The organism is Staphylococcus sp. GDY8P126P, assembly GCF_017891965.1.
Taxonomy (GTDB): Bacteria; Bacillota; Bacilli; order Staphylococcales; family Staphylococcaceae; genus Staphylococcus; species Staphylococcus saprophyticus.
Genome location: NZ_JAESKG010000002.1, coordinates 395,017 through 411,183, shown reverse-complemented (window position 1 = coordinate 411,183; position 16,167 = coordinate 395,017). Strand labels below are relative to the sequence as shown.

Below are 16,167 nucleotides of genomic sequence, written 5' to 3'. Positions count from 1 at the left end.
TTATGACTACAAAGAGAAAAGGGAAGTTGAATTTTACAACGACATTTATTATAGCAGTGCTACTATTGATTGTTGCCTTGATTACTTCAATCTTATTTGGTGATGCTAAAATTCATTTATCGACTATTTTTGAAGCAATATTTAACTATGACCCTAAAAATCAACAACATAATATCATAAGTGAAATACGCATACCACGAGATATAGGTGCAATCTTAGTTGGTGTTGCATTGGGTACTTCAGGTGCAGTCATTCAAGGTGTTACTAAAAATGGTTTGGCTGACCCGAGTTTAATTGGTCTGAATTCGGGTGCTTCATTCATGCTTGCGCTCACTTTTGCATTCTATCCGACAGCACCATTTATCGTTATGATGTTTGCTGGATTCATAGGTGCATTAATGGGTGGCTTTATTGTGCTCATGATTGGTAGGTCAAGAAGTGATGGGTTTAATCCTATGCGTATTATATTAGCAGGTGCAGCCGTCAGTGCGCTATTGACTGCATTAAGTCAAGGTGTCGCATTGTTATTTAGATTAAATCAAAGTTTAACGTTTTGGAGTGCCGGTGGTGTTTCAGGTACGACTTGGAATCAATTAATGTGGGCAGCGCCATTTATTTTAATTGCACTTGTCATTATCATTTCAATGAGTAAGCAATTAACAATATTAAATTTAGGCGAAACCCTTGCTAAAGGCCTTGGTCAAAATGTAGCATTCACGCGCGCAATTACGTTGATTTTATCTATGATTATGGCAGGTATAGCCGTAGCGATGGTTGGTCAAATAGCATTTGTCGGTTTAATGGTACCGCATATAGTGAGATATTTAGTAGGAACAGATTATGCTCGTGTTATTCCACTTACGGCAGTTGTTGGTGGCTTGTTACTACTTGTTGCGGATACAGTTGCACGTATGCTAGGAGAAGCTCCAGTTGGTGCAATTATTTCCTTTATTGGTGTACCTTACTTCTTATACTTAGTTAAAAGAGGGGGACGCTTCTCATGATAGATCCAAGATTAAAACATAAACAATGGATCACAATGGTGATTCTAACTATCTTAGTATTGTTGGCATGTGCTTGGAGTATGACTTCAGGTGAGTATAAGATGTCAGTTGGCACGTTTTTCAAGACGCTAATTGGTCAAGGAGCCTATACAGATACCTTAATACTCATGGAGTTTAGATTACCACGAATGATTATTACAATTTTAGCAGGCGCAGCATTAGCTATGAGTGGGGCTATTATACAAAGTGTGACTAAGAACCCATTAGCGGAACCGGGTATTCTTGGAATCAACGCAGGTAGTGGCTTTGTTATTGCGTTATTTATAGTTGTAGGTCAGGTTGATGCAGCCAATTTTGTTTACGTCCTCCCTATTATAAGTATGATCGGTGGCGTACTGACTGCGCTCATTATATTTTCATTCAGTTATAACAAAGGTGAAGGTATTACGCCTGCAAGTATGGTGCTAGTTGGTGTTGGTATGGCCTCAGCACTAAGCGGTGGTTCATTAACATTAATGTCTACATTCGATGAAGATCAATCAGAGTTTATTGCTTCATGGCTTGCTGGTAATATTTGGGGAGATGAGTGGGCATTTGTTATTGCCTTCTTACCATGGATTATTGTACTTATACCATTTTTACTATTTAAAGCGAATGTCTTAAACTTATTGAATACACATCAGCATATTGCACAAGGTGTCGGTGTGAAAATCGGTAGAGAACGTATTATCCTTCTACTTGTCGCAGTCTTACTTTCATCTGCCGCAGTATCGGTTGTAGGTGCAATAGGTTTTATAGGATTATTAGGGCCTCATATTGCTAAATCAATTGTCGGACCAAGACACCAGTTGTTCTTACCAATTTCTATATTAATTGGTGCTTTCTTACTTGTATTGGCAGATACTTTAGGACAAGTTATCTTACAGCCATCTGGTATTCCAGCAGGAATTGTTGTTGCAATTATCGGAGCACCTTATTTCTTATACTTAATGTACAAAACAAAATCAGTTTAATAGATGAAATATTGAGACGAATACTTGTTGAAGTTGATACAAGTATTCGTTTTTTATGCTCAATTTTAGAAGGTAACCATAATGTTGGAAAAATTAGAAGAATCAACGCTTATATGTTAGCGTTTACATTTGTGAGTGGGGTATACTAAGAATAAATAGATAAATGAGGAGGTCGTCGTTATGAAAAAATTGATTAAAGAAAAAACACATTTTTTAAATGATATGTTAGATGGACTTTCAATCACAAATAAAGAAATTGAGATTATTTCAGATACCGTTGTTGTTAGAAAACATAAAAAAGGAAAAGGTGTAGCGATTGTTTCTGGAGGTGGTAGTGGCCATGAACCAGCACATGCGGGTTACGTAGCACAAGGCATGTTGGATGCTGCAGTTTGTGGCGAAGTCTTTACATCACCAACACCTGATAAAATATTAAGTGCGATTAAAGCTGTAGACAATGGTGATGGCGTATTATTAGTAGTGAAAAACTATGCTGGTGACGTTATGAATTTTGAAATGGCACAAGAAATGGCTGAAATGGAAGACATTCACGTAGAAACAGTGGTTGTGAAAGATGATATTGCAGTAAGCGACGAAGAAAAACGTAGAGGTGTTGCGGGTACAGTACTCGTTCATAAATATGCGGGTCACTTAGCAGAGAATGGCGTGGTATTATCGGATATCAAAGAAAAGATAGAGCACTTTTTACCAAATATCAATACGATTGGTATGGCCATTACAGCGCCCATGGTACCAACAACAGGTCAATTTGGTTTTGACATAGCAGAGGATGAAATGGAAATAGGCATCGGTATACATGGTGAGAAAGGTCTATCAAGAGAAAAAATAGAAACCGTAGATAACATTGTAGAACGTTTATTAAATGAATTGTTCAAAGAAGTACAATCAGATGATTTGATCGTAATGGTCAATGGCATGGGTGCCACGCCGCTTTCAGAGCTTAATATAGTGGCAAAATATGTTGCTGAATATATGGATAAAAACGATAAAACAGTTGCTCAATGGTTAGTAGGCGATTATATGACAGCTTTAGATATGCAAGGATTTTCGTTAACGCTTGTACCGAATTCAGAAGCAATCCTAACTGCGATCAATACGCCAACCTCAAGTCATTATTTTAATTAAAATATCTTAAAACATAAACTGAAGGAGTGGAAGCATGAATATCTCTGAACTCAAAGCACGGTTATTAGAATTAGTAGAAGTATTTGAAGAAAAAGAAACACTACTTACGGATTTAGATAGAGCTATTGGTGATGGGGATCATGGTGTTAACATGGTAAGAGGCTTTAAAGCTTTACCTGATAATATTGATGACAGCTCTATGCAAAGTTTATTAAAGTCTACTGGAATGACTTTAATGTCTCATATCGGCGGTGCTTCAGGCCCTTTGTATGGCTTCAGCTTTGTAAAAATGTCTCAAGTGGTCAATGAAGAAATTGATCAAGACAATTTAAAAGCACTATTAAATTCATTTTCAGAAGCGATTGCGCAAAGAGGCAAAGTAGAATTAAATGAAAAAACCATGTTTGACGTTATCGAACGTGCTAATCAAGCCATACAACAAGGTGAAAACTTGACGCTTGATGTATTGCAATCATATGCTGATATGACAAAAGATATTGAAGCTACAAAAGGACGTGCTTCCTATTTCAAGGAAGATTCGAAAGGACACGTTGACCCAGGCGCACAGAGTAGTGTTTACATTTTAAATGCATTGATTGGAGATGAATCATAATGACTCAAATCGTAATCATTAGTCATAGTAAAGCAATTGCGGCTGGTACAAAAGATTTATTAAAACAAATGGCACCGGGTGTGACAGTAATTGATCAAGGTGGTGTAGGCGATGATATCGGTACGTCATATGACCATATACAAGCGTTAATTAATCAAGTAGATGATGATACGTTATGTTTTTATGATATCGGGTCTGCAGAAATGAACTTAGATTTAGCAATTGAGATGTATGAAGGGCAACATCGAGTAGAGAAAGTTGATGCACCTATTGTTGAAGGGAGTTTTACTGCAGCAGTTAAATTATCAGTTGGTGGATCTATTGATGAGACCATAGAAGCGTTAAATAAAACATTTGGCTAAAGCGCATAGCTATTGTTAAAAACTATAAAAAGTAAGTTAAATATGAAGGTAGCAACTAATTTGACAAAAAACTTCTTTTTTAAATGAATATAGAGATAGATTATGGTAGAATAAAAGCTAACTGTTATAGAAATCTGGATACCTAGGAGGACATTGCCATGAAAGATTTAATACAAAAGCATGTCTTAAACGGCGAATTTGAGTCAGTCAAACGTTTAATGTCCCAGTCAGATTTTATGGAATTTGAAGAAGCTTATATTTCAAGTGCTCATGAAGTGGAAAATATTATGTTTTATACATGTATTTTAGATATGATGAAAGAAGAAGAAACGGCAGAAATGCACGATTTAGCGTTCCTCTTATTAGTCTATCCATTAAGTGAACTCCATGGGGCTTTGGATTCTGCATTTTATCATGCAGAAGCATCCATAAAAATCACTGAGGGCAAAGAAGTAAAAAGCTTGTTACAAATGTTATTATTACATGCAGTTCCGGAACCAGTCATTTCTGATAAAAAAGCATTCGACGTATCACGCCAAATACTTAAATTAGATCCTACGAATAGTGTTGCGCGTAATGTGCTTAAAGAAACTGCTAAACGTATGGATAATGTGGTTGTTGAATTTAACGAGTTAAATCGTTTTAAAAATGCCCATTAATGCGTTAGTTAATTTAGGTGAAGCATTAAAAATATTAGATTTTGACAAATAATCCAATCTATTTTAAATAGAACCAAGTAAACTACATTTATCTGTAATGTGTTTCACTTGGTTCTTTGTGTTTGTAATCTCATATCTAGATATTATATCCTCACGAAAAATTTTAAAGGGATATTAAATGTATTCTTGGAAAGTAGTCATGTATAAAGTTGCAAAAAATGCTCGAATCAAGCGGTTTTAACGGTTGTTATTTTATGTAAATAGTATATTTAATACACTGATTGAATTTTTAATAATATTAAGTTGAATGTATATTTGTGTTAAAAATAATGTATAGTGTAAAATTTTATGGTGTGCTGTTGCAAAATATATTCAGTAAGTTATAATAACTCAATGTGTTAACTATGAGGAGGTTAAATTTACATGGGGTTGAATAAAGAAGCGGTAAAAATTGGATTCGCTTATGTTGGTATCGTTGTAGGTGCCGGCTTTTCAACAGGACAGGAAGTAATGCAATTCTTCTCACCATATGGCTTATGGTCATACATCGGTGTTATACTTTCGGGTCTGATTTTAGGATTTATAGGTAGACAAGTTGCGAAAATCGGAACTGCTTTTGATGCACAAAATCATGAGTCTACTTTAGATTACTTATTTGGAAATAAGTTCAGTAAAATTGTCGATTACTTATTAATATTTTTCTTATTTGGTATTTCAGTCACAATGATTGCTGGCGCAGGATCAACGTTTGAAGAAAGTTTTGGCGTACCAACATGGTTGGGTGCATTGATAATGGTTATTGTAATTTATATCACTTTATTAATGGACTTTAACAAAATTGTACGTGCTTTAGGCGTAGTCACACCATTCTTAATAATTTTAGTTGTTATTATTGCTGCGTATTACTTATTTAATGGAAGTATTTCGTTTGGTGAAGTCAATGACTCAGTTCCAGATGCAAGTCTCGTAAAAGGTATCTTATATGGTATCAACTATGGTGGTTTAGCATTTGCAGTTGGGTTTAGTACGATTGTTGCAATTGGTGGCGATGCTTCGAGACGTAGAGTTTCAGGCGCAGGTGCATTATTTGGTGGTATCGTTTATATGATATTATTAGCACTTATCAACTTTGCATTACAATCAGAATTTACAAAAATCGAAGATGCATCTATTCCAATGTTAACGTTAGCTAATGATATCCATCCTTGGATTGGTTTAGTGTTATCTATCATTATGTTAGCGGTAATGTATAATACAATTCTTGGTTTAATGTACTCATTTGCGGCAAGATTTACAGAACCATATAGTAAAAAATATCACATATTTATCGTGGTTATGGTAATTGTTGCATTCGCATTAAGCTTTGTAGGTTTCGCTGGGCTTATCAACTTCTTATATCCAATTATGGGTGTTGTAGGTTTAGTTGTTGTAATAGGCGTACTTGTGAAATATTATAGTAGAAAACGTCAGAACAAGAAATTTATTGCTTAAATAAAAAGATATATTAAATAATTATCATTAGGGAAGGGACTTTATTTCTACTTCCCATTGAGTAAAAGTCTGAGGCATCTTACTTATTGATGTCTCAGACTTTTTCATTCATCTATATTTGTTAGCCAATTCACACTACTGTATGAATTATGGTACAATGCTTCCGAAAGGAAAGGTCATGCATGAAGAAAAATTACAAGTGGACGATAATTACTGTGATTGTATTTATTGTGGTAGCGTTAGTTACTGCGTTGTTGTTAAAACAGCAATATGATCGACAGCATTCTAGAGAAATAAAAGAAAAAGTACAAATTAATAATAGAAACGTCAATGCATTTACCAATATAACTTATAGTACAGGCGTACCAAACAGTAGATTAGATATTTTAACGCCTACTGATTTAGATAAAGATAATAAATTGCCGGTCGTATTTTGGATGCATGGTGGTGGTTTTATAGCAGGGGATAAACAATATAAGAATCCGTTACTATCAAAAATTGCTGAACAGGGATATATCGTAGTAAATATTAACTATGCACTTGCACCTGACTATAAATATCCAACGCAACTTCATCAAATTGACCAAGCGGTACAATTTATTAAAAAAAATAAACATGAGTTACCTATGGATTTTGATCAAGTGATTTTTGGTGGTGATTCAGCAGGTGCTCAGCTATCAAGTCAATATACTGCAATGCAAACGAATAAATCTCTAAGAGATGATATGGGATTTGAACAGCAATTTGAACCAGATAAAATAAAAGCGGCAATCTTCTTTGGAGGCTTTTACGATATGAAAACCGTTAAAGCCACTGAATTTCCAAGGATACAACTGTTTATGGAAAGTTATACTGGTAAGAGAGACTGGGAGACACAGTTTAAATATATTAGTGAAATGTCCACGATTAATCAAGTTACAAAAGACTATCCACCTACATTTTTATCAGTAGGTGATGCAGATCCGTTTTATAGCCAAAACATTGAGTTTTATAAAAAATTAAAATCTAAAGGTATACCTACAGATAAACTATTTTATGATGGAACGCACAATTTAAGACATCAATATCAATTCCATTTAGAGTTACCAGAATCGAAACAAAATATGAAAAAAGTGCAAAGTTTCTTAAGTAGAAATACAAATTCTTCAGGTGTAGAAACTGAAGTGGATGAAGAAACATCGAATCCTAATGGTATCGAATTAAATCCATATTAATAAATTAATGCATCATATACATTGGTATGTATGTTGAAGATGTAAGTGTAAATCTAAAGAGCTTGCCAATGACTATGCTCAAAAAAGCTAATCCGTTTATCGGATTAGCTTTTTATTTTAATAACTTACAATATTTACGATTTATCATACGATTCGAGTAGCTCATTTCTTGTGTATGCACTTTGTCACATATATCAAAACGTTATAAATTACTATATAACATGAGTTAGAGTACAACAGATAAGACAATTAGTAATTAGATAATACATTCTACTTAACTGAAAAAGATGACCAAGTTCCATTCTTCCAGGTTAATCTAACAGAAAATGATAAAAAACTGACATCTACGCGCATTACTGCTGCTACAATGTGAAATTGAGACAATAAATAGTGAAGTTAGTTTACTGTTTGACATGTTTTTCATTTACAAAAAACATAGATATAAGCGACGTTTAGATAAATAGTTGAGAGGTAAATTAAAGTAGTAACTTCGACATGACATATTTGTTAAAGTATTTACCATCTATATACAATTTGTCACGTAATTCACCATCAATTTGGTATCCTGCAGTTTTAAATAAATCTACTGCTGTTTCATTTTCAGGAACGACCGAAGCTTCAATACGACGGATATGATGATTTAAACACCATGCTTCAACAGAGTTGATTAATGATTGACCGAGCCCTTTCTCTCGATAATGTCTGATAACGCCCATAGAAAATATAGCTTCGTGGCGTGTGCGTTCAAAATTACCTGTCGTAACAATAGCAAAGCCAACGAGTTCATCGTTATTCTCTGCTACGTAAATGGCGTTAGAAGGTGATGTGATGTAATGTTCCAAGTTTGCAATGGCGTCATTGTTAGACGGTGCATATTCCCCAGGATTATATATTAAGTAATCAGATTCATCATAAATTGTCGTTAATAACTTTACAAATGAATCTATATCATTGATACCAATTTCACGTATTTGATGAACCATGTATGAACACTCCTTATATCTATTTTGCTAATACTCAGTTATAGTATAACTTAACATCATTAGCATGATATTACTAGGTATTATTTAAATAGAGTCAAACTAATAAAAAGGAAGTATGCTTATGAAGCCCAATATTTTACTCGCTGGTGTCACAGGTTATATAGGGAAAAACTTGATTCATTCTATAAAAGATGAAGGCAATCTATATACATTATCCAAATATCCTAAAGAGAAAGATTTCCAAGAAGTGATATGGTTGAAAAAAGATATTTATAATTATGATGATGTATTAAATGCGATGGAAGACATGGATATTGCCATTTATTATTTGGATCCAACCAAACATTCAGCTAAATTAACACAAGCAACAGCAAGAGATTTAAACTTAATTGCTTCTGACAATTTTGGAAGAGCGGCTGCTGAGAACGGTATAGGTAAAATTATTTATATTAGCGGTAGTCGATTTGATCATGAAACCATTCAACGTTTGTCAGCATACGGTGTACCAGTAGAACAAACGGAAGCGATCGTTTCACGCCCACATGTGTCAGTTGAATTACAAGTCTCTAAATATGATGATGTACGCAGTGCGTTGAGTATTCAATTACCGATGAATTGGACATTAGACCAAATGGTTGAATATTATTTTAATTGGTTAAATGAAACAAAAGGAACGATGCTGCATGCGTACAAAGACAAGGATAATTATGTAATCTACATAAAAGATAAGCAGAAACCTGTGTTAGTACTTCATAAAATGCAAGTCGAATATGATATGATTGTGCTACATTTAGTAAGTGGTTCTATTGTTAAACCCAATGTAATAAAGCAAGGTAAGCTGGAGTTCCGTATGCTGAAAGGGACACAAACTGTCTTAGTGCATCTATATGACTATATACCTAAATTAGTTTGGCCTGTGTATTACTTATTTCAATCGCCGTTCCAAGGTTTAATGCTGCGTGGCTTTGAAATCGATTGTCGAATTAAGCATTTTAATGGACGAATCCAGTCAGGTGAAGATATAAAATATACAAAATAAAAAGGTGACTTTATGGATATACTATTAGTAGAAGATGATATGACATTATTTAAAGAATTAAGTGAAGAGTTGGAACAATGGGATTTCAATGTAAATGGTATAGATGATTTTAATGATGTGATGACTAAATTTGAATCTGTTAATCCCGCAATCGTCATTATGGATGTTAAATTACCCAAATATGATGGATTTTATTGGACAAGAAAAATTAGGGAAGTCTCTAATACACCCATTTTATTTTTATCATCTAGGGACAATCCAATGGATCAAGTGATGAGTATGGAACTTGGCGCGGATGATTATGTTCAAAAACCATTTAATACCAATGTATTAATAGCGAAACTCCAAGCCATATACAGACGTGTCTATCAATTTAGCTTAGATGAAAAGCGTGTGCTATCATGGCAAGATGCGATATTAGACTTATCAAAAGGTAGTATAAGTAAAGAGGATCATCAAATATATTTATCTAAAACGGAAATGATTATATTAGAAATGCTTGTGAAAAAACAAGATCAAATTGTTACGAGAGATACACTCATCACTGCGTTGTGGGATGATGAAGCTTTTGTTAGTGACAATACATTAACCGTTAATGTGAATAGATTAAGAAAGAAATTAGTAGATATAGATATGAATGATGCCATTGAAACGAAAATTGGCAAAGGATATATGGCGCATGGCTAATTTAAAATGGTTTTTTATCTTTTTACGCTCGCGCATATATTGGATACTATGGCTATTATTTCTGCATTTCATTTTCTTAGGTATTGCTTATTTAGATTATGATATTAGTGTATATAGCATTTTATATATTATTATTTTAAATATAGGCCTATCGGTGTTGTTCTTAATATTTACTTATTTAAAAGAAGTGAAATTTTATAAGCATCTTGACGAAAATATAGAACCAGAAGCTTTGAAGCATAAATCATTAGCAGACACACCGTTTCAACAAGAAATGGTGAATTACTTATATGGACAAATCACGAATCAAAAAGCATTAGTTACACATCAAAAGCAACAAATTCAATCTACGGAAGCGGCGTTGACTGATTTTGTACATGATATTAAGACACCTGTAACAGCAATGAAACTGTTAATAGAAAAAGAACAAGATTTATCTAGGAAGCACGCCTTACTTTATGAATGGTCGCGTATCAATGATATGTTAGATAGGCAGTTATTTTTAACGCGACTTGAATCTCAGAATAAAGATATGTATTTCGAACATGTGCCATTGAAACGGCTTGTAATAGAAGAAATACAGATTACAAGATACATCAGCCAGTCTAAAGGCATTGGTTATGACTTAGATTTTGAGGATACATTGAATGTATATACAGATACAAAGTGGTGTCGCATGATGATTAGACAAGTGTTATCTAACGCTGTTAAATATAGTGAAGAAAGTATGATACATATACGTGCATTAAAAGAAAGTGGACACGTTGTACTCGAAATTAAAGATGAAGGCAAAGGTATCAGTGAAAAGGATTTACCTAGAATTTTTGATAAAGGATTTACGTCTACTTCAAATAGAAATAATACGGCATCATCAGGTTTAGGTTTATATTTGGTTAATCACGTTAAAGAAAAACTGAGCATATGCGTGCGTATTCATTCAGAATTAGATAAAGGAACAGTAGTTAAATTTATTTTCCCGAATCAAAATGAAATTGTAGCAAAATTATCACAAAATATATAAGCATTACTTATGAGATTAGATTGACATCAAATTTTAAAAAAAAGAATTTCATCTTATACTGTAGCAATATCAGATTGCGTTGCTTATATATAATCTAGAGGCATTGTCGGCAAATGACTATATGTGTCGACAATTTTTTATTGAAAACATCATTGTGTACAGATGAAGTGTTAACAGAAACTATGAAATCATTTGCGTATTTATAAAAGTAATTGTTGAATCCGAAAAGTAAATGTGCAATTATATCTAATGTGAGTTTTATTTAAAAATCTCATTAGATACAATGCGATATTATAAAGCATAAGTACAAATCATCATTTTTGATAGAGATGTATTCTGTATTCATAATGTATGAAAATCATTTTATTAAATTAATGAAAATGAAATGTTAAGAATTTGTAAATGCAATTGTAGTATTGTAAATTTTGTGCTATTTTCAAATAAGGATAAATCAACATTTGTGAGATTTTTTAAACTAATATAAGCAAATGCTCATTTACATATAATTAACAAATGCTGTTATACTGGCAAAAAATGAGCAAATTGTAAATCTTGCCAATCTTAATTTGTCTTAAAGGATTTTAAATTTTTTTAAATTTATTGAAGGTGATTGAGGACAATCGCTGTAAATGGAGGATTTTTTGAATGTTTAACAAGAAAAAAGATAAGTTCATGGTGAAACTTGAAGAAATGGTTTTCAACTTAGACAGAGCAGCAATTGAATTTGGGAAAATGGAGTTTAATACGCATTTAGACCTTAAAGCATACTCAGACAATATTAAAACGTATGAATCACACGGCGATGAATTAATGCATCAAGTGATTTCAGACTTAAACCAAACTTTTATTACACCAATTGAACGTGAGGATATCCTCTCTTTATGTAACGCTATTGATGATGTTTTAGATGCAATTGAAGAAACATCAGGCATGTTCGAAATGTATTCTATTGAATATACAGATGAATACATGGCTGAATTTGTAGATAATATCCAAAAAGCAATCGCAGAAATGAAATTAGCTGTTGGTTTGCTTGTAGAGAAAAAATTATCGCATATGCGTATCCATTCTATTAACATAAAAGAATTTGAAACAAATTGTGACGGTATTTTACGTCAATCAATTAAACACATATTTAATAGTGAAACAGATCCAATCACACTTATTAAAATAAAAGAAATATATGAAAGCATGGAAGAGATTGCAGATAAATGTCAAGCTGTAGCAAATAACTTTGAAACAATAATCATGAAAAATAGCTAAGGAGTCCTAACTTATGGAATATATTTTGATCATCACAGTAGCTATCGTTATTTTTTCACTTATATTTGACTTTATCAATGGTTTCCATGATACAGCCAATGCTGTTGCTACTGCTGTTTCTACTCGTGCCTTAACGCCTAGAACTGCGATACTTTTAGCATCAGTGATGAATTTTATTGGTGCTTTAACTTTCACTGGGGTTGCAGGGACAATTACGAAAGATATTGTAGACCCATTTAAATTAGAAAATGGTCTTGTTGTCGTATTAGCAGCCATCATCGCAGCTATTTTATGGAATTTAATCACATGGTATTACGGTATACCAAGTTCGTCATCACACGCATTAATTGGTTCTATCGCCGGGGCAGCAATTGCTTCGCAAGGTTCATTTGCAGTATTACATTATGAAGGATTCACGAAAATCATCGTTGTTTTACTCGTATCACCGATTATTGCATTTTGTGTTGGTTTTATCATGTATTCAATTGTAAAAGTTGTATTTAAAAATGCAAATCTTACAAAGTCTAATCGTAATTTTAGATTTTTCCAAATTTTCACAGCATCACTGCAATCATTTTCTCATGGTACAAATGATGCGCAAAAATCAATGGGGATTATTACATTGGCTTTAATAGTTGCTAATATTCAAACAGGTACAAGCGTTGAACCGCAATTATGGGTTAAAGTTGCCTGTGCTACTGCAATGGGACTAGGTACAGCTGTTGGTGGTTGGAAAATTATCAAAACAGTTGGTGGTAATATTATGAAAATACGTCCAGCTAATGGTGCAGCTGCAGATTTATCATCTGCATTAACAATATTTGTTGCATCATCTTTACATTTCCCATTATCCACAACACATGTTGTATCTTCATCTATTCTAGGTGTTGGTTCATCTAACCGTATTAAAGGTGTGAAATGGAATACAGCACAACGTATGATTATCACATGGGTAATTACATTACCAATTTCTGCACTTGTTGCAGCAATTATTTACTACATTATAAATATTTTCTTATAGATAGTAATTTTCTTACACTATAGGCACTTGTTGATTGGTATTTACATACATTAGATAGATATCAATTGATTTACTAAAAGAACGAGCGAAAACCAATTGTTTAACAATTGTGTTTATCTGCTCGTTCTTTTTATTTATACAGCGATAGGGCGCATAGGTGGGAATATTAATAATAAATAAGAGGAGAAAAAACGGGAGTGGGACAGAAATCAAATTTTCTAATAGAGATTTCGTAGTCCTACCTCGGCAAGGATGACTAGGATTGAAAAAAGCTTGATATAAGCGAATTTTTAATTCAGACATCTACTGCCTAAATGAAAAAGAGCCTGTGACATCTATTTATGTCCCAGACTCGCTTGAATATATACTTAGTGAATGTAGTTATAGCTTGAAGCTTGTGAAGCTGGGATTGTACGGTAATCAACTGTACCTGGTGGTGTATTATAGTTCATTTCTGAAATTAAAATACTACCATCTGGATTAACGCGTTCAACATAAGCTACGTGACCTACAGGTCCTTCGAAGTTTTGCATGATTGAACCTGCTGTAGGTGCATTATTAACTGTATAACCATCTGCTGCTGCATTATCAGCCCAGTGATCAGCGTTCCACCAGTAAGTACTGATTGGTTGACCAGTTTCTGCTCTACGGTTAAATACATGCCAAGTACATTGTCCCCAGTCATATAGGTTAGCATCACTTGCTGTAGAACCACCTGTATTTGAACTTGGTGTTTCTGTAGCAGTTCCACCTGAACCACCTGTTCCTGTAGTATCTGGAATTGTTAGTGTTTGATTAGGATGTATTAAATATCCATTTAAATTATTAGCTGCAATGATTTCATCAACTGACACGCCATATTGATTCGCAATAATGTTTAGTGATTCACCAGATTGAACTGTATGTGATGAACCATTTGAAGTGTTATTTGATGTAGATCCACTTTCTTGTGAGCTACTTCCACCAATTTCAATAACTTGTCCCGGGAATACCATATTATTATTGATGTTATTGCTTTGTTTGATTTCGTCTACTGAAACACCGTATTGTTGTGAAATTGACCAAAGTGACTCACCAGATTTTACTGTATGTTGTGTTGACGCATCGGCTTCATGATTGGCGATAACGGCTGCCGCGCCTGAAGCTGCTGTAACTGCAAATGCTAACTTTTTCAAAAGAACTCCTCCTTCAATTCCTATATATCTAACCGTAAATATGTATTAAATATATTCGTTAGTGTTTTTAATCTGAATTCACATTCCATACTAACAAAAATCATTTGCTTTGTGTACGTTGTTATCAAGATGTAATATTATTAAAATTTCGTAATGCCATGTTTATATGAAATAAATACTTTTACTGCGCCATTTACAAGTCTTTCTGTTATTTCAAGTAAGATGATATTTATTTCAAATGTAACATAAGCGGATATAAAAAAAGTCTATAAATAATAAATTTTAAAAATATTGTATATTCAATGTTTGTTTATTTGAAAAAACGTGAACATTAAAGTATTACGCATTAATTTTGTGGAAAATTTAAAAAGTACATGCTATTAATATAGACGTTTAATGTTATGATTAAACGCATATGTTTTATTTATTTTATAGTAGCTTTTGGAATTAAGGAGTGATTGCGTTGGCTGAAACAGCACAACATGTTAATAACCAGCAAAAAAAGACTAAAGAACAATCAAAATCACATGCATACGGAAAAGTATGGCTCTTTTTTGTATATTATTGGATTATTTTTGGAATAGGTTGTTATTTTGGACAATACCTACCAATGTCATGGAGACAACCACTTTCTTTTGTACTGCTCGGTTTAGTATTAATAACTTTAATTTTTAATAGAGCGCGTAAGTATGGGCTTGTGATTTCTCATATCTATGCCATTATACTTGGGTTGCTATCCTATGCAACGTTTACGGTGTATTTACAGAATTTAGGGCCAGAGGTTTTTTATAAGAATATTATATTAGCCATATCTGCCTTTATTGTATTTGGATTGATTGGATTTTTCGTTATTGGAAATGCAGCGAGCATGGGTAAATACCTTTTTGTAACACTCATTGCATTAATTGTTGCAAGTTTAATAGGTATGTTTATCCAGAATCCAATTTTCCATACAATTATTACAGTTGTAGGATTATTGCTATTTTTACTCTATACGTTATATGACTTTAACCGCATGAAACGGGGTCAGTTCTCACCGAGAGAAATGGGTTTCAACTTGTTTATTAACTTACTTCATATTATAAAATATGTATTAAGACTTGCCAACAGAATGAGAAAATAGTTAAATAAAGTATATATAATCCAAAAATGTTATTACACCCTTAAAATTACTTTCTACAGTAATTTATAAGGGTTTTTTTTAAAATCTAGTGTAATTTTAAATTTTGTGAACTATTTAAAAGTTTAATAATACTATAGCTGTATTTTAAAATTTAGTTCGATTAATACAAAAAATGTTGACAAAATTAATTATTTTATTCAAAATTACCTAAAGACTAAAAACATGTTAATTGAAATTTTGGGGTATGACGTGATTAAGCTAGAATTAATAGTGAAGTGAGCGTTTAATGCATAGCGTATGATAATATTCGAAAGAGGTTAAATTATGAAAGCGTAATGCTTAAATATTATTTC

The 16,167-nt window shown here is 33.1% G+C and carries 16 protein-coding genes; 14 read left to right on the top strand and 2 right to left on the bottom strand.

Annotated features, from left to right (window positions below; translation table 11 throughout):
• Positions 1-2: 2 nt before the first annotated feature.
• The 8 genes from KA893_RS04520 (at position 3) to KA893_RS04485 (ending at position 7,502) form a co-directional block, all read left to right on the top strand.
• Positions 3-1,004 (top strand): FecCD family ABC transporter permease, encoded by a 1,002-nt coding sequence (locus KA893_RS04520; RefSeq protein ID WP_011303718.1) that lies wholly within the window; start codon positions 3-5, stop codon positions 1,002-1,004.
• Positions 1,001-2,017, top strand: coding sequence for a FecCD family ABC transporter permease (locus tag KA893_RS04515; RefSeq protein WP_037539032.1), 1,017 nt, complete (start codon positions 1,001-1,003; stop codon positions 2,015-2,017). The genes KA893_RS04520 and KA893_RS04515 overlap by 4 nt, the downstream gene beginning before the upstream one ends.
• Positions 2,018-2,197: 180 nt before the next feature.
• Entirely contained in the window at positions 2,198-3,163 is a 966-nt protein-coding gene (gene dhaK / locus KA893_RS04510; protein ID WP_194375972.1) for a dihydroxyacetone kinase subunit DhaK, read from the top strand.
• A gap of 34 nt (positions 3,164-3,197) precedes the next feature.
• Entirely contained in the window at positions 3,198-3,776 is a 579-nt protein-coding gene (gene dhaL / locus KA893_RS04505) for a dihydroxyacetone kinase subunit DhaL (protein WP_002484010.1), read from the top strand.
• Entirely contained in the window at positions 3,776-4,138 is a 363-nt protein-coding gene (gene dhaM, locus KA893_RS04500) for a dihydroxyacetone kinase phosphoryl donor subunit DhaM (protein WP_011303715.1), read from the top strand. Before dhaL ends, dhaM begins: the two co-directional genes overlap by 1 nt.
• A 158-nt stretch (positions 4,139-4,296) precedes the next feature.
• A complete protein-coding gene (locus KA893_RS04495; RefSeq protein ID WP_002484008.1) occupies positions 4,297-4,797 on the top strand; it encodes a hypothetical protein in 501 nt (166 codons plus the stop codon).
• A gap of 423 nt (positions 4,798-5,220) precedes the next feature.
• Positions 5,221-6,288, top strand: coding sequence for a YkvI family membrane protein (locus KA893_RS04490; RefSeq protein ID WP_002484007.1), 1,068 nt, complete (start codon positions 5,221-5,223; stop codon positions 6,286-6,288).
• A gap of 182 nt (positions 6,289-6,470) precedes the next feature.
• Positions 6,471-7,502 (top strand): alpha/beta hydrolase, encoded by a 1,032-nt coding sequence (locus KA893_RS04485; RefSeq protein WP_037539014.1) that lies wholly within the window; start codon positions 6,471-6,473, stop codon positions 7,500-7,502.
• A gap of 476 nt (positions 7,503-7,978) precedes the next feature.
• Here the strand turns inward: KA893_RS04485 and KA893_RS04480 are convergent, their stop codons facing one another.
• Entirely contained in the window at positions 7,979-8,485 is a 507-nt protein-coding gene (locus KA893_RS04480) for a GNAT family N-acetyltransferase (RefSeq protein ID WP_041079741.1), read from the bottom strand.
• Between the two features lie 121 nt (positions 8,486-8,606).
• On the opposite strand from KA893_RS04480, the gene KA893_RS04475 reads away from it, so the two are divergent.
• From KA893_RS04475 to KA893_RS04455, 5 genes are all read left to right on the top strand, one after another.
• Positions 8,607-9,524 (top strand): NAD-dependent epimerase/dehydratase family protein, encoded by a 918-nt coding sequence (locus KA893_RS04475; protein WP_041079740.1) that lies wholly within the window; start codon positions 8,607-8,609, stop codon positions 9,522-9,524.
• Between the two features lie 12 nt (positions 9,525-9,536).
• Positions 9,537-10,211, top strand: coding sequence for a response regulator transcription factor (locus KA893_RS04470; RefSeq protein ID WP_002484003.1), 675 nt, complete (start codon positions 9,537-9,539; stop codon positions 10,209-10,211).
• Entirely contained in the window at positions 10,204-11,232 is a 1,029-nt protein-coding gene (locus KA893_RS04465; RefSeq protein ID WP_037538998.1) for a sensor histidine kinase, read from the top strand. Before KA893_RS04470 ends, KA893_RS04465 begins: the two co-directional genes overlap by 8 nt.
• 645 nt (positions 11,233-11,877) lie before the next feature.
• Positions 11,878-12,495 carry a DUF47 domain-containing protein gene (locus KA893_RS04460; protein ID WP_037538996.1) on the top strand — a complete coding sequence of 206 codons (618 nt, stop codon included), beginning with the start codon at positions 11,878-11,880 and terminating at the stop codon, positions 12,493-12,495.
• 13 nt (positions 12,496-12,508) lie between these two features.
• Positions 12,509-13,516 (top strand): inorganic phosphate transporter, encoded by a 1,008-nt coding sequence (locus KA893_RS04455; RefSeq protein WP_041079739.1) that lies wholly within the window; start codon positions 12,509-12,511, stop codon positions 13,514-13,516.
• A gap of 368 nt (positions 13,517-13,884) precedes the next feature.
• Here the strand turns inward: KA893_RS04455 and KA893_RS04450 are convergent, their stop codons facing one another.
• Positions 13,885-14,691, bottom strand: a complete 807-nt coding sequence (locus KA893_RS04450; protein WP_041079738.1) for a LysM peptidoglycan-binding domain-containing protein — start codon at positions 14,689-14,691, stop codon at positions 13,885-13,887.
• Positions 14,692-15,154: 463 nt separating this feature from the next.
• Between KA893_RS04450 and KA893_RS04445 the strand changes: the two genes are divergently transcribed.
• Complete coding sequence (locus KA893_RS04445; protein ID WP_129303471.1) at positions 15,155-15,814, top strand: Bax inhibitor-1/YccA family protein; 660 nt, start codon at positions 15,155-15,157, stop codon at positions 15,812-15,814.
• The last annotated feature ends 353 nt before the right edge of the window (positions 15,815-16,167 follow it).

Excerpts from the sequence above, each read along its gene's own strand:
- dhaM (WP_011303715.1), top strand. The coding sequence starts at position 3,776 with ATGACTCAAATCGTAATCATTAGTCATAGTAAAGCAATTGCGGCTGGT.
- KA893_RS04470 (WP_002484003.1), top strand. The coding sequence starts at position 9,537 with ATGGATATACTATTAGTAGAAGATGATATGACATTATTTAAAGAATTA.
- KA893_RS04490 (WP_002484007.1), top strand. The coding sequence starts at position 5,221 with ATGGGGTTGAATAAAGAAGCGGTAAAAATTGGATTCGCTTATGTTGGT.
- dhaK (WP_194375972.1), top strand. The coding sequence starts at position 2,198 with ATGAAAAAATTGATTAAAGAAAAAACACATTTTTTAAATGATATGTTA.
- KA893_RS04460 (WP_037538996.1), top strand. The coding sequence starts at position 11,878 with ATGTTTAACAAGAAAAAAGATAAGTTCATGGTGAAACTTGAAGAAATG.
- dhaL (WP_002484010.1), top strand. The coding sequence starts at position 3,198 with ATGAATATCTCTGAACTCAAAGCACGGTTATTAGAATTAGTAGAAGTA.
- KA893_RS04475 (WP_041079740.1), top strand. The coding sequence starts at position 8,607 with ATGAAGCCCAATATTTTACTCGCTGGTGTCACAGGTTATATAGGGAAA.
- KA893_RS04465 (WP_037538998.1), top strand. The coding sequence starts at position 10,204 with ATGGCTAATTTAAAATGGTTTTTTATCTTTTTACGCTCGCGCATATAT.
- KA893_RS04495 (WP_002484008.1), top strand. The coding sequence starts at position 4,297 with ATGAAAGATTTAATACAAAAGCATGTCTTAAACGGCGAATTTGAGTCA.
- KA893_RS04515 (WP_037539032.1), top strand. The coding sequence starts at position 1,001 with ATGATAGATCCAAGATTAAAACATAAACAATGGATCACAATGGTGATT.
- KA893_RS04455 (WP_041079739.1), top strand. The coding sequence starts at position 12,509 with ATGGAATATATTTTGATCATCACAGTAGCTATCGTTATTTTTTCACTT.
- KA893_RS04520 (WP_011303718.1), top strand. The coding sequence starts at position 3 with ATGACTACAAAGAGAAAAGGGAAGTTGAATTTTACAACGACATTTATT.
- KA893_RS04480 (WP_041079741.1), bottom strand. The coding sequence starts at position 8,485 with ATGGTTCATCAAATACGTGAAATTGGTATCAATGATATAGATTCATTT.
- KA893_RS04485 (WP_037539014.1), top strand. The coding sequence starts at position 6,471 with ATGAAGAAAAATTACAAGTGGACGATAATTACTGTGATTGTATTTATT.